The 25863-nt window shown below is 44.6% G+C and carries 21 protein-coding genes; 13 read left to right on the forward strand and 8 right to left on the reverse strand.

Annotation, left to right across the window (positions count from 1 at the left end; translation table 11 throughout):
* The first annotated feature begins 341 nt into the window (after window positions 1-341).
* On the forward strand, window positions 342-4148 hold the full coding sequence (locus tag VX941_11125) for a FecR domain-containing protein (GenBank protein MEE2933953.1): 3807 nt from the start codon (window positions 342-344) through the stop codon (window positions 4146-4148).
* Between the two features lie 45 nt (window positions 4149-4193).
* Here VX941_11125 and VX941_11130 read toward each other — a convergent pair whose 3' ends face one another.
* Window positions 4194-5693, reverse strand: a complete 1500-nt coding sequence (locus VX941_11130) for a TonB-dependent receptor (protein ID MEE2933954.1) — start codon at window positions 5691-5693, stop codon at window positions 4194-4196.
* Between the two features lie 48 nt (window positions 5694-5741).
* On the reverse strand, window positions 5742-6797 hold the full coding sequence (locus VX941_11135; GenBank protein MEE2933955.1) for a zinc ABC transporter substrate-binding protein: 1056 nt from the start codon (window positions 6795-6797) through the stop codon (window positions 5742-5744).
* On the opposite strand from VX941_11135, the gene VX941_11140 reads away from it, so the two are divergent.
* From VX941_11140 to VX941_11155, 4 genes are all read left to right on the forward strand, one after another.
* On the forward strand, window positions 6786-7274 hold the full coding sequence (locus tag VX941_11140; GenBank protein MEE2933956.1) for a Fur family transcriptional regulator: 489 nt from the start codon (window positions 6786-6788) through the stop codon (window positions 7272-7274). The two genes, VX941_11135 and VX941_11140, sit on opposite strands and share 12 nt — an antisense overlap.
* Window positions 7271-8041, forward strand: coding sequence for a zinc ABC transporter ATP-binding protein ZnuC (znuC, locus tag VX941_11145; protein ID MEE2933957.1), 771 nt, complete (start codon window positions 7271-7273; stop codon window positions 8039-8041). The genes VX941_11140 and znuC overlap by 4 nt, the downstream gene beginning before the upstream one ends.
* Window positions 8034-8831, forward strand: coding sequence for a metal ABC transporter permease (locus VX941_11150; protein MEE2933958.1), 798 nt, complete (start codon window positions 8034-8036; stop codon window positions 8829-8831). Before znuC ends, VX941_11150 begins: the two co-directional genes overlap by 8 nt.
* A gap of 281 nt (window positions 8832-9112) precedes the next feature.
* On the forward strand, window positions 9113-9778 hold the full coding sequence (locus VX941_11155; GenBank protein ID MEE2933959.1) for an aspartate/glutamate racemase family protein: 666 nt from the start codon (window positions 9113-9115) through the stop codon (window positions 9776-9778).
* Between the two features lie 38 nt (window positions 9779-9816).
* Here the strand turns inward: VX941_11155 and VX941_11160 are convergent, their stop codons facing one another.
* The 3 genes from VX941_11160 to VX941_11170 form a co-directional block, all read right to left on the reverse strand.
* Window positions 9817-10143: a hypothetical protein gene (locus tag VX941_11160; protein MEE2933960.1), complete on the reverse strand. Its 327-nt coding sequence runs from the start codon at window positions 10141-10143 to the stop codon at window positions 9817-9819.
* A 31-nt stretch (window positions 10144-10174) separates the two neighbouring features.
* A complete protein-coding gene (locus VX941_11165; protein MEE2933961.1) occupies window positions 10175-11956 on the reverse strand; it encodes a hypothetical protein in 1782 nt (593 codons plus the stop codon).
* 77 nt (window positions 11957-12033) lie between these two features.
* Window positions 12034-12909: a TauD/TfdA family dioxygenase gene (locus VX941_11170; protein MEE2933962.1), complete on the reverse strand. Its 876-nt coding sequence runs from the start codon at window positions 12907-12909 to the stop codon at window positions 12034-12036.
* Window positions 12910-13049: 140 nt separating this feature from the next.
* Here VX941_11170 and VX941_11175 point away from each other — a divergent pair, with 140 nt between their 5' ends.
* Complete coding sequence (locus VX941_11175) at window positions 13050-14417, forward strand: MmgE/PrpD family protein (protein ID MEE2933963.1); 1368 nt, start codon at window positions 13050-13052, stop codon at window positions 14415-14417.
* The gene (locus VX941_11180; protein ID MEE2933964.1) at window positions 14417-14683 is read left to right on the forward strand and encodes a hypothetical protein; all 267 of its coding nucleotides are present in this window, start codon (window positions 14417-14419) and stop codon (window positions 14681-14683) included. Before VX941_11175 ends, VX941_11180 begins: the two co-directional genes overlap by 1 nt.
* Before the next feature lie 84 nt (window positions 14684-14767).
* Here the strand turns inward: VX941_11180 and VX941_11185 are convergent, their stop codons facing one another.
* Complete coding sequence (locus VX941_11185; protein MEE2933965.1) at window positions 14768-15817, reverse strand: zinc-binding dehydrogenase; 1050 nt, start codon at window positions 15815-15817, stop codon at window positions 14768-14770.
* A gap of 48 nt (window positions 15818-15865) precedes the next feature.
* Window positions 15866-17110: an MFS transporter gene (locus tag VX941_11190; GenBank protein ID MEE2933966.1), complete on the reverse strand. Its 1245-nt coding sequence runs from the start codon at window positions 17108-17110 to the stop codon at window positions 15866-15868.
* A 245-nt stretch (window positions 17111-17355) separates the two neighbouring features.
* On the opposite strand from VX941_11190, the gene VX941_11195 reads away from it, so the two are divergent.
* Window positions 17356-18150 carry a hypothetical protein gene (locus tag VX941_11195; GenBank protein ID MEE2933967.1) on the forward strand — a complete coding sequence of 265 codons (795 nt, stop codon included), beginning with the start codon at window positions 17356-17358 and terminating at the stop codon, window positions 18148-18150.
* A 75-nt stretch (window positions 18151-18225) separates the two neighbouring features.
* Here VX941_11195 and VX941_11200 read toward each other — a convergent pair whose 3' ends face one another.
* Entirely contained in the window at window positions 18226-19008 is a 783-nt protein-coding gene (locus VX941_11200; GenBank protein MEE2933968.1) for an enoyl-CoA hydratase/isomerase family protein, read from the reverse strand.
* 235 nt (window positions 19009-19243) lie between these two features.
* Here VX941_11200 and VX941_11205 point away from each other — a divergent pair, with 235 nt between their 5' ends.
* The 5 genes from VX941_11205 (at window position 19244) to VX941_11225 (ending at window position 25700) form a co-directional block, all read left to right on the forward strand.
* Window positions 19244-20260, forward strand: coding sequence for an amidohydrolase family protein (locus VX941_11205; GenBank protein MEE2933969.1), 1017 nt, complete (start codon window positions 19244-19246; stop codon window positions 20258-20260).
* Between the two features lie 561 nt (window positions 20261-20821).
* Complete coding sequence (locus VX941_11210; protein MEE2933970.1) at window positions 20822-21829, forward strand: extracellular solute-binding protein; 1008 nt, start codon at window positions 20822-20824, stop codon at window positions 21827-21829.
* Window positions 21830-21871: 42 nt separating this feature from the next.
* On the forward strand, window positions 21872-23572 hold the full coding sequence (locus VX941_11215; protein ID MEE2933971.1) for an iron ABC transporter permease: 1701 nt from the start codon (window positions 21872-21874) through the stop codon (window positions 23570-23572).
* Window positions 23572-24654: an ABC transporter ATP-binding protein gene (locus VX941_11220; protein ID MEE2933972.1), complete on the forward strand. Its 1083-nt coding sequence runs from the start codon at window positions 23572-23574 to the stop codon at window positions 24652-24654. The genes VX941_11215 and VX941_11220 overlap by 1 nt, the downstream gene beginning before the upstream one ends.
* 47 nt (window positions 24655-24701) lie before the next feature.
* Complete coding sequence (locus VX941_11225) at window positions 24702-25700, forward strand: asparaginase (protein ID MEE2933973.1); 999 nt, start codon at window positions 24702-24704, stop codon at window positions 25698-25700.
* Window positions 25701-25863 lie beyond the last annotated feature (163 nt).

Below are 25863 nucleotides of genomic sequence, written 5' to 3' on the forward strand. Positions count from 1 at the left end.
TTACATAGTATTAAAAATGTGTCGTGGATGCCGCTAAGGAAAAAGACCGTAAAATAAGTTGTGCCAAAAAAAACCGCAACTATCTCCAGTCGAATGCAGACCCCAATGAGTGCACAACAATCATGAAGGGCCTGCAAAGCAAAAATGTATCGCCACTATATCTTCTAATGAGGGGCTTTCTAAAAGATAAATAATATATTTACGAGAATGATTATTCCAATTTTTAGCAATCTAGAGCATAGTTCTTGCATGTTCGAACAGGAAGGCGCGTTATTAATTTAATCTATGACATAGTTTGTCTCAATTTGAAAACATAGGGTGTTCCGTGGGGTTCTACGTAAATGGTTAAGGAAGAGCCTGTTTCTCGTGCTTTGGAAAAGTTCTATGTGTTTACTTCGCACGAAGACCATAAAGTTACAGTAGCTGATGCTATTGCAAGCACTTCGGTGCGGGCTCCCTATAAAAGTTTCCTATTGGATGCCACCTACCAAAAAAGAGGCGCTGATTTAGTTCTCTCGGATGTGAATGGCACCCAACTGATAGTTAAAAATTATTTCGATGTAACTGAAAAACCGGACCTAATCTCGCCTGATGGCAAACAGGCGGTGGGAGCCGAATTGGTAAAATCATTTATTTTACCCACGCCTTACACCCAATATGCCCAACTCGGAAATGCGGTTCCAGCAAGCTCGGCAGAGCCCATTGGCGTGGTTGCGGAACTAAAAGGAGTGGTTTTCGCGGTTCGCACCGATGGCACTAGAGTTAAGCTTAAAAAAGGAGACAATGTATTTCAAGGGGATGTAATAGAGACTGAAAAAGATAGCGCCGCCAATATGCTGCTGGCCGATAAAACAACTTTTGCAATAGGTGATGAAGCTCGCCTGGCACTCGACGAAATGGTGTACAACCCCGCCACTAAGGAAGGCCAGTCCCAATTCTCTATCTTAAAAGGTGTTTTTGTATTCGCATCTGGTGAAATTGCTAAAACAGATAATTCAAAAATGATAGTTACCACGCCAGTTGCTACCATTGGCATTCGCGGAACAGAAGTTTCAGGGGACATTTCCGACGAGGGGGCCCAAATCACAGTTTTAGACGGTACTGTGACTGTATCTACCAACGCAGGCACTGCCACCCTAGGTTCTCAAGGTGAAACTACTTCAATCTCTGATATCAATTCGGCTCCAAGTGCGATATTTACTTTAAATCCGGCCCAACTGCAAAAAGCCTATGGAAGTGTTGCAAGCGTTTCGAGCGGTACTAAGCTTGGAACCTCCGGGAACAATACAAATGAAGGTGCTGACGGAGAGAGTTCAAACAGTGAAACCGGCGATAGCTCTGGCAATGAGCGCAGCGAAGAGAGCTCTGAAGGCAGTGATGGCTCACAACCAGAGGGCGAAGGGACCAACGAAGAGCAGGGCGACGAAAGTCAAGAAGCGGAGGCAGAGGCAGAGGCAGAGGCAGAGGCAGAGGCAGAGGCAGAAACGGAACAACCTGACAAACAAGGTCCAGACGGAAATACCAAGCCCACACAACCTTCTCCCAGTAATCGCACACAGGGTGAACTAGGAAATATTAGCTCTGAACCTAAGGGAGGAAATTCAACAACCGCACCGCTGCCGCCAGAGCCTCCACCCCAACCACCGGCATCATCTTTACCAGAGGCATCACCCCCCCCTCGAACACCGCCGAAGTCATCGGACCCACCGGATGACGGAGATAGTGGAGATAGCGATACTGGACGCATAACGGTTACCCCAACGGGTGGTGGAACCTATGACTATACCACTAATTCTACCGGGGTAGATTTTACATCGTCCGATAATGAGATTTACACCGTCAAGACAGGGTCAGGTCAGGATGTTATCACAACGGGGGCAGGCAGTGATACTGTCGAGGGAGGATCAGGCAACGACACAATTACCACCGGAAATGGTAACGACACAATTTATGGCGGTAACGGCGTCGACAAAATCGATGCCGGCGGGGGTAATGACACCGTAAATTATTCTGCCGGAGACAGCTCCAATGGTAACACCGTCGATGGTGGCACAGGCACGGATACCCTGGTGATCGATGCAAACATAAATGCGGTTGATTTAGGCGAAGAAACTTTTGCCAGCGTTTACAAGAATTTTGAATGGGTTGAACTTAAGGGTTCTAATCAGACATTAACCGTTGACGCCGCCGATATTACCGGTGACGTAATCGGAGGTTCGGTTCTAAAGGTTGATGCAACAAACAGGAAAACCTCTGGGCTTGAGATTGCATCGGTAGACTCATGGATTTCAACTGGCACAGCGAGCGGGTTCGAAACGCTCACAAGTAACTCTGCAACATTGGTTGTTGATACCGCCATCGACATTGATGACATTAAAACAACTCAGTATTCATTTGATGGTGGCGGCACCGATGACAGCTGGTTTACAGCTGCTAATTGGGACAATAATGTTGCACCGGAGACGAGCGGGTCAACGATTGATATTCCTGATATCGCTAGCACAACTAACGTATTATTTGATGGTGGCGCCGGAAGTAACACAAGTTCCGTCACTGTATCGGCTATTAGCGGAAGCGAGGGGCTTTCATTAACTGGTGGACAACTACTTATAGATAGTAATTCAACACTAAGCGGCACTATTTCTATCAACGGTGGCCAGCTTGGTCCAAATAGCGGAGATACGCTAACACTTACCGGTCCTGTAGCGCTTACCCAGGGAACCCTCGGCCATCAGGGCACAGTAACGCTTAGCAACACCTTGTCATTAAGTGCAAACGCAGATGCGACTATCGTGGGTGCTGAGTTCAATTCCTCTGGAGCCATTTCGTTGGTTAATTCAGCGACGTTGGACATTCGTTCAGACACTTTCACCAACACCGGAATTTTTGATATTACAGGCAGCACTCTGACAATTAATGACAGCGCGGGCACCCTCACAAACAACACCACAATTAACTTTAATTCCGATAACGATAACAGCTCCGTTTTCAATGGAGCCCTTATAAATTCGGTCAGTCAAACCATCACCGTTTCCGATGATACGACTTTTAACCTTTATGGCACCGATAATACAAACAACGGAACCATGATTTTTAATACAAATAACAGTACCATTGAGCTAAATGGAGGTGATTTCACTAATAACGGGAGCATAGAGATAGATGGGATCACCTTGATGGTACAAAGTGACACTGCAGGAGCGACTTTTACCAATTCATCGGGCCAAACTATCAGTGGTACAGGAACTCTCAATACTACCGATACGGATGTTACGTTAGAAAACAATGGTGTAATTAGCGCGGGACAATCACCAGGCATACTTACATTTGCTGGAAACTTTACAAACGGTGAAAGGGCAATTTCTCATGTTGAAATTGGCGGCACTGAACCTGGTTCTGAACATGACAAAGTCGTCGTAAATGGTGATCTGCACTTGGATGGCACTTTACAGGTTTTAGAATATGGCGGCTTCAAAGTTGGCGTTGGCGATAGTTTTAATATCTTCGAGGCCAATAATATAAGCGGCAGCTTCAGTAAGGTAGTGGGTTTTAATCTCAGCGATGACGTCATACTAGATATGGATCAGAATGATAACTCTGTGCTGCTTCGTGGAAAGGCCGTAACCCTTCACGGAACTTCAGACAATGATAATTTGATTGGCTCCGAGAAGGAAGATGTCATTAAGGGCGGCGCTGGCCGAGACACGATTATCAGCAATGGTGGCGAGGATATTATGTTTGGAGAAGCCGGCAACGATGCGTTTGAACTTCAGGAGCTAGGTTTTTCCAGAATTGACGGCGGTACTGGCACTGACACGCTTTATTTTACTGGAGAGACTCAAATATTTAATCTAACTAATTTGCGTAGTGACCAAATTCAGAATATTGAGCATATCGATCTCAGTGCACTTGACTCAGCAACACTTACGCTCAGCGACGATAACTTAAGTGGGCTCTTCGGAGACATGAACGACCTCACTGGCAAAGAAAATTCATTGGTGATTAGCGGACAAAAGGGGCACCACGTCGAAATAGCTGGCGACTGGAGTAATACGGGGACTACGTCCATTAATGGAAGTAGTTATTCAATATATCAGAACGATACCGACGTCGAGGTAGCGATCGCACAAGATGTTAGCTTCGCTTAAACTCGACGACGATACAACAACAATAAACACACAGGGATCTGAGATTTAATGGTCGTGGTGCCCTTTAGATCCCGCTCCAAACGCCCAATCGAGACCAAACCAGAATGCGTGAGCTGATGGATCATCTTTAGTGTCAACCTCATTCAGATGGTCTGCTTTATCGTAATTGTATTGCAGACGGAGGTTGCCGTTGGGCGCAAATCGCCAACCAACGATTGGAGAAAACCGTTGGCGTTGATCTAAGTCAGAATTGCTATCTCTTGTATCTTCATCACCACTGCCGGTTGCACGTTCGTAGCGGAAGCCAGCCCAATACGCATTATTAAACTCTAATGCTATCTGACTGTAGAATCCATGATCAATCAAATTATCAGCTTCAAACCCACCTGCCTCGTCAAACGCTGCTTGAAAACGTCGGTACATCAGTTCATTCGTCCAACGTAGATCCCACTTTTTTGCTAGGGCATGTTTTACCGTTAAGTCCATTCCATAAATCTGTGTATTTGCGGACTGCCCAGTTGTATTCGGGCCATAAACACCCGAAAAGCCTGCCCGTACTTTAGTCTTACCGAAATCAAATCTATTGTCCCACCGAGTTAAATAAACGAGGTCATCGAGTCCGTTAACATTACCTTTATTCCGTGTCCGATCACTTAATGTTTCGTCATTATTGAGAAAACTTTTCATTGTTTCTCCGGTTGGATTTTGAGCTCCAACATGGAAGTGCGCCTTCCATAGGCCAACCTTTGGCGTTTCCCAGCCGACCCTCATGCCAGTTTGCCGCATACCATCAGGGCCAAACATCCTTGATATGATTACAGGTTGATCAATCCATTCCCAATCATGGAGATGTTTAGGGTTGTGCACACCAAATTCCGTAAACATGTGGCCCGCTTCAATGTCGAGACCAAAAGGTAAACTGTTTGTGCGCATAAAGGCTTCTTCCAAGTCAACAACTGTCGCACCGGTCAGCTGATTGATATGAAAAGCGATATGAAGTTCAGCATCGAATGCGCGTTCAACACTTCCCATCATCGCAAAATCTGCGGCTTGTAATCGGAAGCCAGATGCTTTCGGATCGTGACCACCCGCAGTCAAGTTCTGCGAAACTGCGCTTGGTTCAGAACTATAACCGCCAGCCATATTGACGCTCAGCCCGAGATAATCCAGTGCCACTTTCCGGCCTTGAACAACTGTTGAGGCAAGAGATTCGTCATGGCTATCATGAGGGTCTGAGTGACTACCATGGTGGTCCGAATGCCCACTGTGGTCCGAGTGCCCACTGTGGTCCGAATGCCCACGGTGTCCTTCATTCTTTTTAATAGCTCGCTTCTTTCCAAGCGCGCGTTTCAGACGGGCGATCTCTTTGTCTTTGGCAACATCTCTATCAAGCAGGTCTTTTAAAGTTTCCTCGAGTAATTGCATCCGCTTTTCCATAGATGCTTGTGCAAAGCCGTTAGATGGATATATCGACACTAATATCGATGCTGTGCAACAAGCCGCTGCAAATCCCCGAAGCTTTTTTCTAATATTATGATATAACATCACATTTTCCTAAACAGTTTTGAAAGTTTTCAGTTAAAGTTGGAACCATTAATTCTTCAAACAGTCGCTGAGATTCTTGGCAGCACTGCGCATTAATTGACTGTAACCAGTTGGGCCGGGCGTAATGTCACTGCCCAGCGGGTCCAGTATCCCGATTTTTGCCGGCGTGCCACGCACAACAGACACAGCTAATCGACCATCGAATTGAGGCTCCCGGAAGACACAGTTTACACCCGCCTGGAGAATTTTTTTACGAACTTCAAACAGTCGTTTCGCACTTGGAGGATGCCCTGAGTGCACCATTAAAGCCCCCGCACCATTCAAACCAAACCGTTTTTCAAAGTACTGAAATGCGTCATGAAAAACGATAAACGGCTTATTCTTGACCGGCGCTAAAGTGCGCAGCATCTCACCTTCGAGCTTTTTTAATTGAGCGAGTAACTTTTTGCCGTTTGCCCTATAAAGTGCTTGGTTTTTTTTATCTGTCTCAATAAGTGCTGCAACCATTGCCTGAACCATTAAGCGGGCGTTTGCTGGATCCAACCAAATATGCAGATCCTTGGTGCTGTCTGCATGTTCTCCATGCCCATGGTGATCATGGTGGTCATGTCCATCATCGCTTCCCCATACACCACCACTCCGTGCCTTTAAAATCTGCAACCCAGCTGATTTGGTGAGCGCCAAAGCGCTTGTGCCCTTACTAGAAATGATTTTTGACAACCTACCTTCGATACCGTGACCAATCCAAAAAACTAGGTCTGCGTCCGCAATGCCCTTGCGTTGGGAGGGTTTTAAGGCAAATCGGTGTGGAGAAATATTACTTGGTATCAGTAAGGTTGGTTTGCCTACACCTTCCATCAATGACGATGCTAGCGAATGAACTGGCATAATAGATGCTACCACTTTAGGTGCAGCGGTTGCTGGTAAAGCTGCACTTGCTATTACAAAAATCATGACAGCAGTTAAACGAACTAAGCGCATCTTTTGAACCCCGAAAGAATTTTTTAATGTTACTTTATAACGTTCGGTATAATATAAAGTAATTGTAGTCAAGTCGATTTCTAGTAGATTGCGATAGAAAGAGGTTATTACATGGCGACACATAACATTTTCCCTCCTCCCCACCACAATCATAGGGACTGCATCAATACAGCGCTGACGCATGCTGAAAAGGTTTGCGCAGAACACGGTGTAAGACTTACTGCTCAAAGGCGGCGCGTGCTGGAACTAGTCTGGGGCAGTCACAGACCCGTAGGAGCATACGAGCTCCTTGAGTTGTTGCACAAACAAGATGGAAAACGGCTAGCGCCAATGACAGTGTATCGAGCGCTTGATTTTTTAATTGAACAAGGTCTTGTTCATCGCCTCGCGAGGCTTAATGCATACATAGGATCTACTGCGTCAAATAATAATCACAACTCTTACTTTTTTGTTTGCGACGATTGTGGGCAAGCTGCTGAGGTAATAGATGATGATGTGAAGAAGGTAATTTCTGAAAAGGCAAACCTAATGGGCTTTACAGTCAAACTCAATACAGTCGAGGTGAGTGGATGCTGTTCACAATGTCAGGATAGTGCATGAACCAAAGTTCGGACTCCTTGATAACGGCGGAAAACATAAGTCTGAAGTTGGGGCAACAGGCTGGGTTAGAAAATGTATCGGTTGCAATTAGAACTGAAGAAATCGTTACGTTAATAGGGCCGAATGGCGCAGGAAAAACAACGTTAGTCCATATTTTACTGGGTATTATTAAACCTGATACTGGCAAAATTAAACGAAAGGAAAATTTAAGGGTCGGGTATGTCCCACAGAAACTTGCCACTAACCCTAACATGCCAATGACAGTGACCCGTTTTTTGAAAATGACGATGGCTCTTAGTGATGAGAAGATAAACTCTGCTTTAATTGAGGTAGGAGCGTCTAAAGTCCGCGATACCCTTGTAGCAAATTTATCCGGCGGAGAATTACAGCGTATCCATATAGCGCGGGCACTCCTTCGTGATCCCGACCTGCTGATCCTCGATGAGCCTACCCAAAACGTTGATTATTCGGGGCAAGCAGAGCTCTATGCCCTCATCAGCAAAATTCGAAATGAAAGAAAATGCGGCATATTATTAATATCTCATGACCTTCATTTAGTTATGTCCAAGACAGATCACGTGCTTTGCCTTAACAAACATGTCTGCTGCGAAGGCCAGCCGGAGGCGGTCAGTAGACATCCAGAATACCAAGCACTGTTTGGTCCAAACGTGGCCGAAGGTTTAGCAGTTTATAGCCATCAACATGACCATCAACACAATTTTCTAAAAAAAGCTGAACACGTCCAATCGCGACAATCAAATGATTGATGAATTTCTCATAACCGGCCTAATGGCCGGTATTGGCATAGCACTCATTAGCGGACCTTTAGGTTGTTTTGTAGTCTGGCGACAAATGGCTTATTTTGGAGACTCTCTGGCCCATTCCGCTTTTCTTGGGATCGGCCTCGGCTTTCTGTTGGGTATTAACCTAACACTAGGCAACATAATAGCGTGTATTTTATTCTCTTTAGTCACCGTATTTTTGCAAGAACGCAGAGGCATACATTTAACATCCGACACGTTACTTGGTATACTCTCTCATACCGCATTATCTCTTGGCTTGGTAGTGCTCGCGTTGCTTCAAAATGTACAAATTGATTTATTGGCTTACCTCTTCGGTGATGTGCTGTCAGTAAGCAAGTTCGATTTAATCACGGTTTATGTCGGTGTCATTGTCGTCCTCGTCGTACTCGCCTCAATCTGGCGACCACTAATTTCGCTTTCCCTTCACGAAGAGTTGGCCCGTGCGGAAGGTACGCCAGTTATGGCTGCTCGCCTCACCTTTACACTCCTTCTCGCAATTACAATTGCAATAGGAATGAAAATAATAGGCATATTGCTGATAACATCATTACTCATTATTCCCGCGGCTACAGCACGTCGGTTTGCGCGCACACCCGAACAAATGGCAGTGATAGCAGCAATTATTGGTTCATTGTCGGTAGTATCGGGCCTTTTCGGTTCTTTGCCACTTGATACTCCAACGGGCCCAACAATCGTAGTTGCGGCATTCTGTATTTTTCTCATTACCCAATTGTGGCAGCCAAATCCTAAGTAATATATAATTTTAGTCTGATCCAATAATCTATTGATCTCTTTACAAAGCTCCAATCATGAATAGTTTGAAATCAATATACCTTTGATTCCTGGCATCAACCTCATACCTTGATTAGGCATAACAGGATAGAGAACCCATACTTACAGCAGCATGTAAACGTGCGCTAATTCACTTAGACAAATATGAGAATATTGAGCCAAAATGTTCAGAAACTACCTTTGTGTTTGCCAAAATAAGAAATACATTTCGAAAAGCTGACAAGAAATTAAGGAGGATAGAAGATGGCGGTCAGAATTGGATTAATACATTCGGTGCTTCCTGCCATCACTGCCGTCGAATCTATGTTCGAAAAACATTGGCCGGAAGCTGAAAGAACGAGCATTTACGATCAATCGCTCTACATTGACCTAAATTCAGACAGAACAATGCCGCCTAAAGTGATGCTGCGAGTAAAAAACTTGGTCAAGCATTGTGTGGCTGCAGATGCCGATGCAATCTTGTGTACCGGATCCCTATTTGGCGAGGCTATTGAAATCGCCCGTAAGGAAGTAGATATTCCAGTGCTCACATCTTTCGAAGCCCTCGTCGAAACAGCCTTTATGGCTGGTAACCGTTTCGCACTCATCGCTACCGATCCTGGAACAAACAGGTTATTGGGCCGCGACCTGCAAAGGTATGCAAAAAAGAACAACAAACCCAATCCCCAAACAGAAGCTGTATTTGTTGAGTCAGCCATGACATTAATCTCAACTGGGGACCAAAAAGGACATGATGCATTGGTGGTAAATGCGGCAGCGAAAACAAAAGATTGTGACGCGATATTGCTTGGTCAATTTTCAATGGGTCCGACCAAACCTCTTATTGAGGATCAGGCCCGAACACCCGTTTTGGATGCACCAGAAAGTGCCGTACTGAAACTAAAGAAGATCTTCGAAAACAAAAACTAATCAAATATCGAAGGCCAATTATACAACGTTTAAAAATCCTAACGTACTGTACGACCCGTCTTAGGATCGCAAGTTGGCAACTGGCGCTTCTTCCGTGCAACACGAAAACACCTGCTCCATTGTTTCTTACGCTGACCAGCAGTATTTGCTATCTTCCGCGCTAGATCTGGGTTTTTTGCTCTGACTTCCATGCGAATGGGCCTTCCAGACCTACATTCACCGAGTTTGTGCTCCAGAAAGCACTGAATATTCCAAGTCACTATTTTTGTGCGTTGAGCCAAAACTTCATTAGCGGATGACACAACGACAAAAAAAACTAGTCCACAAAATATCAAGCGACGATAAATTCCATTTTGCATATCCATAACACTGCAATTTGCGGGCCGAATTTTCTAGCTACAGAATTACTGGTGAAGGCATCTCACCCAACATCCTCTTTTGATGGATTTCTGCGAGACCGCGCTCAAAATCGTGAACAAATCCAACTGTATCAAATAGGGGTGCAACATTTCTCAGATCGGCAATTCTTGCCTTAATTGTATCGATTTTGCCTGTTTTTTCAGCCAATTCGATTGCTGCAACTTCAAAGGCGTCAAGACCATCAACCACCAATTCGTCAAGCCCAATAGCATGCAAGATACTCTCGGAGACACGTGAAGCAAAATGCATTCCCTTCAATGTAAGAACAGGAACTCCTGCCCATAGTGCATCACTAGTTGTCGTGTGACCGTTATATATGCGCGTGTCTAGCGCAAGATCAGCTGCACTTAACCGCATTAGATGAGTTTCCTGATTTACAAAAGGCGCAAAAATGAGTCTATGAGGGGCAATACCATGCTCATGGGCAACTCTTTTGAGATTGCTCTCTGCCAGAGAATTATTTGCACATAACCAAAGCACAGAGTCTTTTACAGCGCCCAGCACACGCATCCAAGTAGAGAACATAAGTGGATCAATTTTATATGTATTCGCAAAGGAACAGAATACAAAGACCTCCTCAGGCAGACCCGCCTCTCGTTTTGTCATTACTAGGGGCTTATCTGTGTGGCTGTTGATCTGATAGCAATGTGGCAACAGAATCGGACTTTCAGAGTAAAACTTCCAATCAGCCTTAGGTAACACGATTGGGTCAGCAACAACGTAGTCAAAAAAATCAGCACCACTAGAACCTGGAAAACCCAGATAAGTAACTTGTAAAGGAGCAGGCCTCCGGGCAGCAATATCCAGTCTATTTTTTCTAGTATGCCCCTTCAAATCAATTAAAATATCGATACCGTTTTTTGAAATATGCTGGGCCGCTTTGTCTGCACTCCATTCGGTAATATCAAAAAAGAAATCGCAATTTGATTCAATTTCTCGACGAAGACTGCTATCCGACGGGGAGTCACACGAATAGGCAAACACCTCAAAACGTTGCTTGTCATGTAACTTAAAAAGATGATGAATTAGATACGCCGTCGCATGTTCATGAAAATCACTTGAGATGTATGCAAGCCGTATAGGGTCTTTAGTCGATCGCTTATGACTTCGTTCAATTCCATCTATCTTTAACGAGTTGCTCCATGCACGTGCAACAGCGTAATTCTTCTCACTATCCATCACACGCGTTACATGAACAAAAGGACTTTCGACTGGAACCATACCGTCAGTCAAAGCAACCTGTGTCAATGCTTCGACTTCTTTTTCCAATGCATCAATCTCCCGCCAATCGCAAGTCAATTGGGCGCAAAGAAAAAGCCCTACGGTAGCTGGATTATTTTTTGAATCAAGGGATCGAGAGTGAGCAAAAAATTCCATTGCTAAACCAATGGCTCCCTCATCACGTAATGCCTCGCCAAGTTGCGCTAATGGAAGAGCATCCTGCCGGTCAAGGTCTCCTTGGGCGGCAATGTCTCTATAACGTACCATTGCCCCATAATAATCAGCTTGCGATAAAAGAATTAAAGCCAATGACCTTTTTAGCCCCACTTCCGTAGATCCAAGAATTTCAGCTTGTGTTAAATATTGCAGCGCCCGCTCCAATAAGCCCGACCGGAATGCGATAAGCCCGCGAAGGTAATAACCATCTGGCTGATCTGGCAGAGCAACACAAATTTCTTCACATACAGCATCAGCTCCAACAAAGTCTTTTTGATCTGCCAATAAAATTGCACAGTTCATCCGTTCAGCCAGATTCACTTTGAGTCCTTAACCTGATAATGGTGCTGTCATATCGGAAAAACTACTAAAAATTCCAAAGTTATCAACGAGATCTATCAACAAGGTTTTGTTCCTATCACTACCGAACGATGTAAGATACGACGATAGGAGTCCATATCGTAATTTCCAACCACACGGTGAAGCAAACACCGATTATCCCAAATTACAAGATCGCCCGGTTTCCAACTATGGGCATAGACATTTTCGCGCTCTGTGGAATGCCGATAGAGCTTTTTTAGAAGCTCTATCCCCTTCTTACGCTCCAAACCCTCGATGCAGTCAGCATGTATCCCGATATAGAGCGTCTTCCGTTTTGTATCCGGGTGAGTGCGCACCAACGGATGACTAACCGGCGGACGAAGCTTCTTTTCCTCTTCTGTGGCAGGACGATTCCCGGTATTTCGTCGATTGGCCTCCCAACTATGAACCGCGCGCAAATCAGCAATTTGTTTTTTGACTGAATCATCCAGGCTTTCATATGCATTGTACATATTCGCAAATTCAGTATCTCCCCCTCCTCCGGGAGGTAACTCGCGGGCATGCAAAAATGTCGCAAGCGATGGGATCTCGTGGTATGATTTATCAGTATGCCAAAAAAAACTTCCGAACGTGGTCGGTCGACTGCTAGGATTTCCGTGTTTATCCAGATTATTAACAACGTGTACTTGGGGGCCAGATTTACCCTCAGCATCGTGGAAAACATGGCTCTCTGGTTTTCCAAACTTCGCGGTGAGAGCCATCTGTTGATCAGATGTCAAATCTTGATCACGAATCACCAAGACGTGGTGCTTAATTAACGCGTGAAAGAGTATATCACGTTCGTTTGTTCCCAATTCCAAAGATAAATCGATACCTACAACTTCGGCACCCGCCGGTTCAGATAGTCGACTAATACTTATAGAGCCTGCCCTCTTGTGCACCTGTTTGTCCATTTATTCCTCCCTCAAAATATTTCATGACATGATGGGCGGCTGAAGATCGAGGGTCAAGACCGAACACTATCCATTGATAAACACCACAAGTATAATCCTAATGCTCACGGTTATATTAATAGCCCCAACAAATGAGAAAAATGATGATTACACAAACAGAAACACTTGCCCAGTTTGCAACCGAACTTAATTTTGATGCAATCCCGCCGGAAATTGTAGAACGCACGATTGATTGCATCATAGACACAATTGCCGCATGTACATTTGGGTCTGAATTGCCGTGGAGCAAAATAGTAATAAATCACGCCCTCGCTGCGAGCAAACCAGGCAAAGCGAGTATTTTTGGACCAGAGGGTCATAAAATAACACCTGCCATGGCATCACTTGCCAACGGTACTTTGTCTCACTCTTTCGAACTAGACAACTTGCGCATGCCGTCTGTTGGGATACATCCAGGAGCAAGCCTAGTACCATGCGCGTTTAGCTTTGGACAAGAACAAGGTGTCAGCGGCAAAGATCTAATAACTGCATTTACCGCAGGCATTGAAGTTTTGAGCCGTATTGGCCAATCGTCCAACCACTCCTGTGAGGACATTGGGTTCCACAATCCTGGAATAAATGGTTGCTTTGGCGCAGCAATGGCAGCCGGATGGCTCCTCGGACTTGATCAGAAACAAATGACCAACGCACTTGGTATTGCTGGATCGCTTTGCTCCGGCTTGTTGGAATTTGCAGCATCTGGCACTGGTGGAATGGTTAAGCGGCTTCACCTTGGACGCACGTCAGAAAGCGGTGCTCTAGCAGCAACCCTTGCGAAAGACGGGTTCACCGGACCTTCAACAATTCTTGAAGGAAAATTTGGTTGGACCAATGTTTTTTGCCGCGATGCAGATCAGTCAAAGCTTACAGCTGATCTCGGCAAGCAATGGGATGCATCACATATTGTCTTCAAGAGATTCGCATGCCACATCACAAGTCACACGCCTATTCAGGGCATTCTTGATGTTCAGGCTGAGCATGGATTGAAGCCCAGCGACGTTGCAGAAATTCTCATTCAAGGCAATAAAAAATGCGTCACTCACCATGACATTACCGAGCCGTCGGATGTTATGCTTGGGCAGTATTCAAATAATTTTTGTATTGCATTAGCATTATTCAAAGATCCGATGGACCCAAGAAACTTTAGCCAGGAGAACATCGATAACCCCGAAATCAGGGAGATTTGCCGCAAGGTCAAAATTGAAGAGCTGCCAGACACCGAAAAGTTCGGTTATAATTATGGTAGCCGGATCACCATATCTCTTACTGACGGACGGAAGTTAAGACATAATGCTCCGAGCTTTACGGGCCTTCCAACCGATCCACTTGATCGCGAGGGCTTATGGCAAAAGTTCTCTAAACTTTGCTACCGGTTGGGGGATAATGAAGCGGAACGCCTTTTTGACCAACTCTGCAATATCGAAAATATAGAAGATATCAGCACTATAAATCTAACCGGTGCGATGTAATGACAAATATTGAACCCGGAAAGCCTACTAACTTAGTTCAATTCTTTTCAACGACAGCGTTGGCAGCTCTTATCACCGCGCTGGTTTATTCGATGCGCGAGTACAACATTAACGCTAAAAATATTTCCTTAGCAACGACAATAGGTACCGTTGGCAGCTTACTTTTTCTTACCAAGCGCTATGGAACGAAATCAATTGCAGTCCTCACATTCATGATGTGGGTGGTTGTAGCAATAATCTTTTTGATTTTAGCTCCATTGTTATAAACAGAAAAGTGGCTGGATCAGGCAACGATCCGTTGCGTTGTGTCTCGTTACCGGTGAGGATATGCATTTTTTGTTGCCATTTGGTTATTGAGACACAACTGCATCGCTGTTCACCAAAACAGCTGCTCTGCCAGTTACAAGGCCTGCTTCAATGCGCGAATGCAAAGCCTCTGCTTCTTCTAGTGGAACGACTTCAGTGACTATCGGCCAAATTTTACCGGAGGCAACGAGCTTCAATGCCTCCTTCACTTCATCACGTGTACAATACTTACTGCCAATCACTTCACGTTCATATTTCAATGCATTGGTGTCCAAAGAAAATGTTTGTGGCACTCCACCAAGAACCACGAGTCTACCCCCTCGATTTAGGCCAGCAAAACCCTCTTCTAAGGTCGCTGCCGACGCAATAAAATCAACCACAACATCGACGCCCCAGCCGTTGTTTACTTGACGCAGTGCTTCACTAATATTTTCTTTTGATGCATCTATAGTCAGATCAGCGCCCGTGTTAATGCACGCATCAAATTTTTCTGCCCGCGTATCAACTGCGACTACATTAGCTTGTGCCCATTTGGCTACTTGCACCATTTGCAGACCAAGTCCACCTCCAGCACCAATCACGGCAACCCATTCCTCAGGATTTATTCTACCCTTTTTTAAGACCTTGATTGGCGTTGCGATCGCGTCTGTGATTACACCAGCTTCGGCTGGGCAACGCTTGTAATCTAAACCATTAGGAATCTTTATGAAATTGTATTCGGGAAGCTTGATAAATTCTGCGTAGCCTCCGTCACAAGCGCGCCCAACATTGCCTTTATTTTGTAAGCATAAAGTTTCACGCCCAGCTCGACACCAATAGCACTCCCCACAATTAAGATAGTAATATGCTGTTACAGGATCACCAATGCTGAGACCGTTGACATTTTTTCCGAGCTCAACAATCTCTGCGGTAATTTCATGCCCAATAACCCTAGGGTACGCTACTTTTGAGCGGCCTGCCCTGATATGCTGAATTGTTAAACCTGACCCACAAGAAATAACCTGTGCAACAGCTTCACCGTTGTCCGGTTTGGGATCGGGTATTTCCATCATTTGGAAAGGAGCACCATCGGCCGTCAATACCATTGCCCTCATACTTTCCCTCCTTGTATTATTCTCTGATTAGACAGCTGTTTTGTTGGTTCACCTCTTTCTTCTATGCCGCCATGGTGCATCGCCAACTAAATCATGCGGTTTCAAGCACCAAATCGCAATCGGCCCCACACACAAAACTAAGAGCACACTGGCGAATGCAGCCATCCAACCAGTGACTGTCTGCCCTCCCGCAAAATCCAGCACGACACCAAAAGTCACCGAGCCCACAAAACCTCCACCGTAACCTAGCATAGAATGCAATGCCAATTGTGCGCCACGCCTAGCAGGATCTGCATTTCCGGACGCCCCGGCTGTAAGCGCCGACGAGTCTGCATAAATGAGGATACCATGAACAAGACACAAGCCCGCCACAAAGGAGTAGAGAGAAGTATTCGCAGAAAATGCGACTAAAACGAGCGTAGCCATGGAGGCAAATGAGACGCCTAAAACCCATTTTTGACGCCCTATTTTCATGGCTGCTTCATTGCCGGAGATGCTGGCCCACGTACCTAACACACCTACTAGGAATGGAACCAAAACGGGCGAAACAAAAAGTGAGGAAGATCTAGAATCAGCAGCAACATAAGCCAAAAAAACAACTATCCAGCTTCGCTGAACAAACATTTCCCAAGTGTGTGCAAAATAGCATAATGAATACCCCACCGATGAAAAATTCTTCAATATTGGGATAAAATTAAAAACAGCGGTAGACAAGTTTTTAGGGGAGCATGGTTTTCTGGGAATGTATAGAACAGCCAATATGAGAGCGATAAATGTAAATGTAGCTGCCGAAATGAAGGCCGTCTGCCATGAACCAAATCTCTCTAGGGTGTCTGCTATAATAAAGGATAAAGAACCAGCAATTCCAACGCTGGCAGCATGAAAAGATACCGAACGGGTCTGTAATTTACCAGTCAGGTGATCGGCTAAAATTTTGAGACCTGGCATGTATGTGCCAGCCCAACCCAAACCAGCCAATGTACGAAAAATCAGGCCATCAGTGCAATCTTGGGCCACAAATACGAAGCCTAAGTGTGCCAGCAAAGTCATAAAAACAGAGCTCACATAAATTTTCTTAGGATCAATCCGATCTGTTAATGGCAGAAGGATGGGAACCGAGATCATATAAGCACCATAGAAGATTCCTGTTAGCCACCCTGCTTCACTGTTGCTGAGCGACCATTCGCTAATGAAAGTTGGTAGCAAGGCTGGCAGCGTATAAGCACCCATCTGCGAAAATAGCTGGGCTACACAGATTACTAACATCAATTTTTTTGGAGAAACTTCCGTCATACCGCTATGACGGTATTGTAAAAAGGGTCAAATTTCGAAACAGAATCATTTTCGTTCCCCTCAAACATTTTTGCCTAGCACATATCTCACATATCTATTGAACATAATTTAGATAAATTAGCATCGATCTTCCTTCTCGCCTCAAATATAGTTACTATAGAGACAGATTAAGTTTTTTTGAGTAAAGTCTTAGTAGCAACTGTATGAGCCTTCGTTAAGGGCTCCTTAAAATGGGGAGATGGCAGATGCAAACAGTTCCTATTTCAAACACAGAACGCACTGAAGTTCCACGCCCCGGTGGCATGGGTTATAGACGAAATTACATTGGAAAGTCTGGCACCATAGCGATGGGTCCTCAGGGCTTTCTCGTGGAAAGAATGTACCCAAACCCAGTAATTGATCCGCATTTTCACGATGTAGATCAATTTCAAGTTGTGGTCGCAGGTGATGGCAGCATGGGAAAGCAAAAAGTCGCGCCCATTACTTTTCAGTATGCTGACGCATACACGCCCTATGGTCCAATAGTTGGCAATGAAAATGGAATTTCTTTTTTCACACTACGTCCGATTGCAAGCGGCGGTCATTGGGTAATGCCGGGAAATCGTGAAAACATGAAAGGCCGAGCAGGACGAAACATCGCCGGCCTTTTCAATTATGAAAAGAAACTTCCTGACCGTGGGATGATTGAGCGCGACGACCTAATGGAACCTCAAAAGGACGGCGTAAATGCTATCGGATTTCGTTTAGGCCCGAACACAGATTTAAAATGTCCGCCATCTGATGCTGGCGGCCAATTTATACTCACTTGCTGTGGTGAATTTGATTTAGATGGTAAGGTTATGGAATCTAATTCACTGATACACCTCGAACCTGAGGAAGATCCCCCGGTCCTCAGGTCTGGAAATGACGGTGCTAGTGTGTTGATTATGCAATTTGGGCGACCGTCTAACCGCCCAGGCTCAGACCCGATAAAAATGGCTAAAAGAGACCCAAACGGTTACGTTGACAAACAGGTAAAAGCCGGTCAACTAGCGAATTAATGACGATACTACAGTACTATCTCGGCGCTGGTTTTTCAGCGAACCGAGATGCTACTCATACGGGTCACATTTTTATCATTCAGCGGCATGCTTCCCTTTCCGCGCCAAGAACTCGGGGAAAGCCTCCGTTGCAGAAGCATTTGGCATTATATCGCGAGCGTAGTTCTGTTCATTTTCCCATTGCTGCTCAAGATCTGCGTTCATATCTTGCAAAAGAAGGCGCTTACAACCCGCCACAGCTTCGTGGCTATTGCCAGCAATCATGGTAGCTATTTCCATGGTTTTACTCCAAAGATCAGCGGACGGAACAAGATGATTCAACAATCCGCAGTCAAGTGCTTCCTGAGCCTCAACTATTTTTGCAGTGAATAGAAATTCTTTTGCCTTGGGCCAACCTACTTGGTTCGGCAAAGTCCATGTAGCGTTTATACGTTTGTAAGCTGCCGCAAGAAATCGAAATTTTGTCTTTTCACTGCCAATACGCATATCAAGGGATGAGGCTAAAACTGCTCCACCACCATAAGCAATGCCATTGATCATACCAATTGTGGGCGTATCGGCAGCAGCCATTCGATAACCCCCGTAACGAGTTTGACGTTTCTTTTCGGCAACCTCGTTTGGGTCGCAGCCCTCATCAGCCACTTGCTCGTGGATATCGCCCCCAGCGGTAAATGCACGGTCACCGGCGCCAGTTATTACGATACAGCCAATCCCAGGATTACTATCAAAATTGAATACGGCCTCTTGCAGCTCCCTATTTAAATCTCGATTCATAGCATTGAGTTTTTCAGGCCGATTTAGGGTAACAATGCCAACGCCGTTCTCCACCTCAGTCAGAATAGTTTTGTAGTCGCTCATTTCAAATTTCCCCATTAAAGTTCTTTTTAAAAATTATACGGCAAAAAGATTTCTTAGGCTTCCAGCTCAATAGCCCCAGCAAGTCAAGTAAAGTCTTTTAAAGTAGTCTAAACCTCAAGTTGCAGTATATTCGATTACGTTCGATTTTCTCCTCAAAGTTTACCGAATTTAGTCAATTATAACGCTGCTGATCTCAAAAACTGAAACCCAGATAAAGATATGAGGCTATAGTACCATGACATTGAATAATCAGGAATGGCTCAACCAAGTTATAGAGGAGCCGATTGACCCGGGGAGACAAATCTGCGACCCGCACCACCACTTATTTATTTGCCGGCCAAACACAGAGGCTAACTATTTTCAATCAAAGTTTGCATCTGAGATTTCAAATAGTGGTCACAACATCGTGTCTACGATTTATATAGAATGCAAAGCTATGTATCGAAATGATGGACCGGACGAAATGAAACCGGTCGGCGAGGTAGAGTTTGCTAATGGTCAAGCAGCTATGGCGGCCAGTGGTCTGTACGGGAAAACAAAAATTTGTGCTGGCATAATTGGCTATGCCGACCTGCGCTTAGGTGCCGCTGTTGGCGAGGTCCTTGATGCAGAGTTGGCAGCAGCTAGAGACAGATTCAGGGGTATAAGGTTCGCGGGCACATGGAATCCGGACCCTAAAATACGCAATGGCAGCAATAACCCCACAGATAATCAATTCCAAGAAACATTATTTAGGGAGGGCTTTGATGAACTTAGAAGGCGCAATCTGGTTTTTGAGGCATGGTGCTACCATACACATCTTAAGAAAGTCACCGACCTTGCTCGAGCCTTTCCCGACATTACAATTATCCTAAACCACTTCGGAGGCCCCATTGGAGTTGGCTCCTTTGCAGACAAGCGTGACGAGGTTTTTGCACAGTGGCAGATCGATATTAGCGAGCTAGCAACCTGTGAAAATGTATATGCTAAGCTTGGAGGCTTACAAATGGATGTGAATGGCTTTGAATGGCACAAACGCGTAATGCCACCATCAAGCCGTGAACTTATGGAGGCAACAAGGCCTTGGCACTACCATACCATCGATGCATTCGGCACTAACCGTTGCATGTTTGAGTCTAATTTCCCCGTTGATAAATTTAGTTGCAGTTATGGTGTTTTGTGGAATAGCTTCAAACGCCTAACAGAAAAATTTTCAACCTCAGAGAAAGCGAAATTATTTCACGACAATGCTGTGAAATTATACAGCCTATGAAACCTAAACAGCATCAATATCGATTAGCTGAAGTACTTTGATAAATAGAGCCACTTGGGGTCTTGAATCATTGATATTCCATTCTTTTTAGCCTTCTTGCAAATAATCGGTCTGCACGATAAATAATTCTGGCTCGTCTTCCTGATTGATTAAGTATTTACTAATGACAATAAATCTACGACCTGCCTTAGAATTTTTGCAAGGGCTCTTTGCTGACACTACACAGTGCATGGTATCATCTTCAGTAGGGAGCTTGCCACTTGAATGCTCGTTCCATTTGGAGTGGCACCTATCTTTATTATCGGCCCTAGATGTGTATAAAATATAAGCAAAAAACTTTAGATTGTGTGATTTTTAGGCTTAAGGATAACTTATTTTCTCTTTTTCTAAATAAAAACAATATGTAAGCTTACGGCACGAATTATGCAGAGTTATGCTCAGGAGATAAATGCATCATCTCTCGGATAGATTTTTGAAACACAAACTTATCCGACAATTTTATTCTGTTGTACTCCGAGAGATAAAGCATCATTAGTTTGAAACCTAGGGAGAACGTACTTCATGACAAAACATATAAATAGTTTTTTTGTGGCAATCGGCTTGATGGCCTTTGCCTTTTGTAATTCTGCGGCATCAGTAGCGAAAGAATCAAATTTAATTTTCTATTCTTCTCTCAGCACCGCCGCTCAAGCCACGCTAGTCAAGGCAATCGAAAAAAAATTTCCCGATATAAAGGTCGAATCAATTACTGCTGGAGGCGTTAGCCTTTATCAACGTTTCGTTGCAGAGCGAACCGCTGGCAAAGGTAAAATTGATTTACTGCACTTCAGTTATACTCCCGGTTGGTATGATCTAGCAAAACGGGGATACGTGAGTAATGTAACTCAGTTTCCCGAAGCTAAAAAGTTTCCAGCCTGGGGTAAGGATGAAAAGGCACAATGGGTAGGCCTTCGCGCGCCAACGCTGCAAGTAATTTACAACACAGATAATGTAAAACCAGGCGAGGAGCCGAAAAGTTTTGCTGAGCTTACTACACCAAAATGGAAGGACCGACTGGTACTAGTTGATCCCTTCCAATCAGCAGGTCTTTGGGATTTCTTTTATGCGGCTGACGGCTTTGGTGAAAAGTATATCAAAGGGCTATTATATAACGGCGCGCTTGTGCAATCGCGGATGGGAGCATCAACCGAGCGCGTTGCAACCGGTGAACGGGACGTAACAATGGTGTTTGAGTATATAGCTATTCGGCGCATCAACAAAGGCGCCAAAATCAAAATAGCCCCCATGAAAGAGGGAACACCTGTCGTTCCCGCTTCTTTTGGCATGGTTAAAGGCGCCCCGAACCCGAAGAATGCCGAAAAAGTGTACAGGTGGATTCTTTCTAAAGAAGGGCAAACAGTCATAACACAAGACGTTAAAATAAATTCAGCTCGCTCCGATGTGCCTCACGTAAAAGGTATTCCATACCCTTTCAAAGCGATCAGTTCTAATGCTGAGAAAGTTTATAAAGAACAGAATAAATACCGAGACTTTATGACCAAGCATATTCGCGAGGCTAAAAAGAAATAACTTCGACCTGCATAAATCTCAAATTAATAGCATCCCCACACTATGAATATGTTTAAGTTTCCAAGCACCGTTCGTATTCTAGAATGGGGATGCCTTTTTTTTGTCGGATTCATTGTTCTCTACCCATTGTTCTGGCTGCTGTTGGGCAGTGTAAAGCCCGACCTCTCTAGCAACGAATATAATTTGGATGCGTTCGTTGCAATTTATGAGTCTCAATACATGGGAGAAGTCCTTCGTAATACTGCCGTTATGTCGATTGGTGTCACAATTCTTGCGGTCTTGATTGGCGTGCCATTGGCTTGGATAGTAGGTCGCACTGACACCCCCTTCAAAGACTATATCAGCATGACAGCGATACTGCCGTTTATCATGCCGCCAGTTGTTGTAGCTGTTGCATGGGCATATCTGGGCACACCAAGGGTTGGATTCGTCAATATGTTTTGGAAATGGGTCATGGACACCAAAGACCCTCTATTCGATATATTTACAATGGGCGGTTTAATTTTTGTTATGGCTTTGTCGCTCGCACCCTATGTCTTCATATTTACAGTCACCGCATTTAAAAATATGGATCCAACGTTGGAAAATGCGGCTCACATAAGCGGTGCAGACAAGTGGCAAACAACGCTCAGAATTACCATTCCAATGGCAGCGCCGGCTATATTATCCGGAGCCTTATTAGTGTTCATTCAATCGCTTGAAATATTTGCAATTCCAGCAACGATTGGTGTATCGGGTGGCATATACGTATTCGCAACTCAATTGTGGCGGATGATGATCGGCATTCCGCCAAACTTCTCTCATGCCGCAGCAATGTCCATCCCGATCCTATTAGTTTGTGGTTTAGCTCTTTGGGGACAAACCAAAGCCCTTGGCCGAAGTGCGAAATATACAACAGTTGGAGGCAAAAGTTTTCGGCCACGCTTGATACAACTTGGCAAATGGAAATACTTAGCGCTTGGTTTTTCTGGTTTTTATCTTCTAGTGTCGGCAATCTTACCAATGCTAACACTAATTTACGGCACTTTTATATCAAACCGTGGGCGACCACCTACACTCGAGTTTCTCACGCTTGGGCATATAGAAGAAGTACTGCTTGGAGATGGTGGTGCGGTCATATTACGCTCAATAGAAAATAGTCTTCTTTTGAGTTTTCTTGGTGCCACAATCGGCATCGCATTAGCGGCCGTAGTCGCCTACTTTGTAATTAGGAGTAAGTGGCGCTTGCGCGGCACGCTCGATTTTCTTGCACTGATTCCTGTAGCCATACCAGGTGCAGTAATCGCTATAGCAATGTTATGGGCTTATATTCGTGAACCGTTCAATCTTTACCATACTCTCTGGATAATACTTCTTGCCTACATAACACGGTTCCTCCCGTTTGGCGTAAAGGCTGTTTCAAATTCTATCACTCAAATTCATGAAGAGCTCGAGCGGGCAGCCGCTATCAGCGGGGCAAACTGGTTCACTGTTTTTTGGCGAGTTCTAGTGCCGCTGGCAATGCCAGGAATAGTCGCTGGATGGATAATTTTATTTGTGTCAATGATGCGTGAGCTATCAGCTTCTATAATGCTTTTTAGCTCGAATAAGGAAGTTATTGGCACCATTCTGATACAACTTTATGACGAGGGATTATTTTCGCACGTATGTATTTTGTCATTGATAATTGTGATCCTGTCACTTGGGTCAGTGGCATTGGTACGTTGGCTCACCAAACAAACTGATGTGGAGGGAATAACCTAATGCAGAACGTCCGCGTAGAAAATCTCGTGAAGCGCTTCGGTGACGTGACTGCAGTTGCCGGTGTTTCTTTCAATGTGCCAAAAGGCGAATTACTCACTTTATTAGGACCAAGTGGATGCGGAAAAACGACGACACTGAATATGATTGCGGGTTTTGAAGATCCAGATGGCGGAGACGTTTTTGTTGGTGACCGGCTAATATCTAGCTCAAGTGAAAATGTACTTTTGCCGCCGCATGAACGTAACCTGGGGATGGTATTTCAATCTTACGGTCTTTGGCCACATTTAAAGGTTTGCGAGAATGTGGCCTTTGGATTGCAAATGCGAAAAGCAGGCAAAAGCCATATATCTGGAGCAGTGGATAGGGCACTTGATTTGGTTCGTCTTAATGGTTTAGGCGATCGTTACCCGTCACAGCTATCTGGAGGCCAACAGCAGCGCGTTGCATTTGCGCGCGCGTTAGTCTACGAGCCTGATGTATTGTTACTTGATGAGCCACTATCAAATCTCGATGCGGCTCTGCGTGAAGAGATGAGGCTCGAGTTAAAAGAGCTACAGGCCGAAACAGGCATAACGACGATATTTGTCACTCATGACCAAGTCGAAGCGATGGTAATGAGCGACACAATTATAGTTATGAATAATGGCCATATCGAGCAGATGGGCCCACCCAGCGAAGTCTATCAGAAACCTGCAAATCAATTCGTTGCTGGCTTTGTCGGCGTGTCAAATCTTCTGTCTGCTGAGATAGTTGACGTTCCCGGAAGCGATGGAAAAACACCAATAAAACTCGGAGAAACAATAATTTTTTGCGATGCCATGGGAGCAATTAAAGGTGATCAAGTCACCCTTTCGATTAGGCCCGAAGACTTGGTCGTTGTCCCTAAAAAGCCGAAGAAAAATGAACCAAATATTCTGCAATGCACTATAGAAAAGTCTGTATACATGGGGGGCATGCTGGAAATATGGGCCGACGCATACGGTCAACAATTACGCATTCACGGCCACCGTTTGCCGATATTGAGCAGAGACGATATTGTTTATGTGCATATAGATCCGTTATCGGTAAAAATTATTGCTTAAGACATTAAACTTTCTGTTTGGATCCTCGATCCATTGAGAGACCTTTGATGAAGCCACTTATTTATGTTGTTGCGACCGGCGGAACAATTGCATCCAACTATGTAGTGTCTGAAGGTGACTTAGCTGCCCCAGCAACTGTAGATGATCTAATTTCTGCCACACCAGAAATAGCTACCTTTGCGGATGTCCGATCGTTACAACATACCAATATCACGAGCGACCTTATGGATATTTCTAACGTTGTTGAGCTAGGAAAGCTCGTTCGCAAATTACTAGAGGATGATGTGGTTGCGGGTGTTGTGATTACGCATGGTACCGCTACATTGGAAGAAACTGCATTCTTCCTCGACCTTACCATAAAAAATGAAAAACCCGTGGTTGTAACTGGAGCCATGCGCAATCTGTCCGAAACGGATGCGGATGGCCCCCGCAATATCCTTTATAGCGTATTGACTGCAGCCCATAGCGACTCCCGCAGTCGCGGAGTTTTAGTCTGTTTCAACGGGGAAATCTATAGTGCCCGCGATGTGATCAAAGTCCACTCCATGCAAGTTAACGCCTACGCATCGCGCGATAGCGGACCTCTCGGTATGGTTTCGAAAGACGGTTTGATATATTTTGCAAAACCGGAGCGTCGCATCTTCATTAACGTTGAAGAGATGAGTGCCAATGTCCAATTGTTAAAAGTCACTCAGGGCATTGATGATCTTTTAATTCGGGCATGTATAGAAAATGATGTTGATGGCATTGTCATCGAGGGCATTGGCGCCGGCAACGTAAATATACCATATTACAATGCCGTTTGCGATGCGCTTAGTGCAGACATCCCCGTAGTAATAGGTCATCGTATGTCTAGTGGCAGTCCTTTCTTCAACAAAGGACACAATGGTTCATTCAAAAGTATGATTGATAAAGGAGCTATTCCCTGTGGTTATTTAAGCTGCGTTAAAGCCCGCATCTTGTTAATGGTTGCGCTCTCGCATAATAGTGAAATAGAAACAGTACGGCATATATTTTCACAGGTATCTGCAGTTCACTCGTTGTAAACCAGAGTTTATAAAGTGTTTCAATAATTTTGTTCACTAAAAATTTTATTTTTTTATTATTTGTAGAGTAATTTATATTTTTATCTACAATTTTTATTTAGATATTTTGAAATTTATTTCAAAAAATTTATTTTTACGTGTTATTTGTGGTCTTAATAAATAT

It is taken from the genome of Pseudomonadota bacterium (genome assembly GCA_036339585.1).
In the GTDB taxonomy this organism is placed as follows: domain Bacteria; phylum Pseudomonadota; class Alphaproteobacteria; order UBA8366; family UBA8366; genus UBA8366.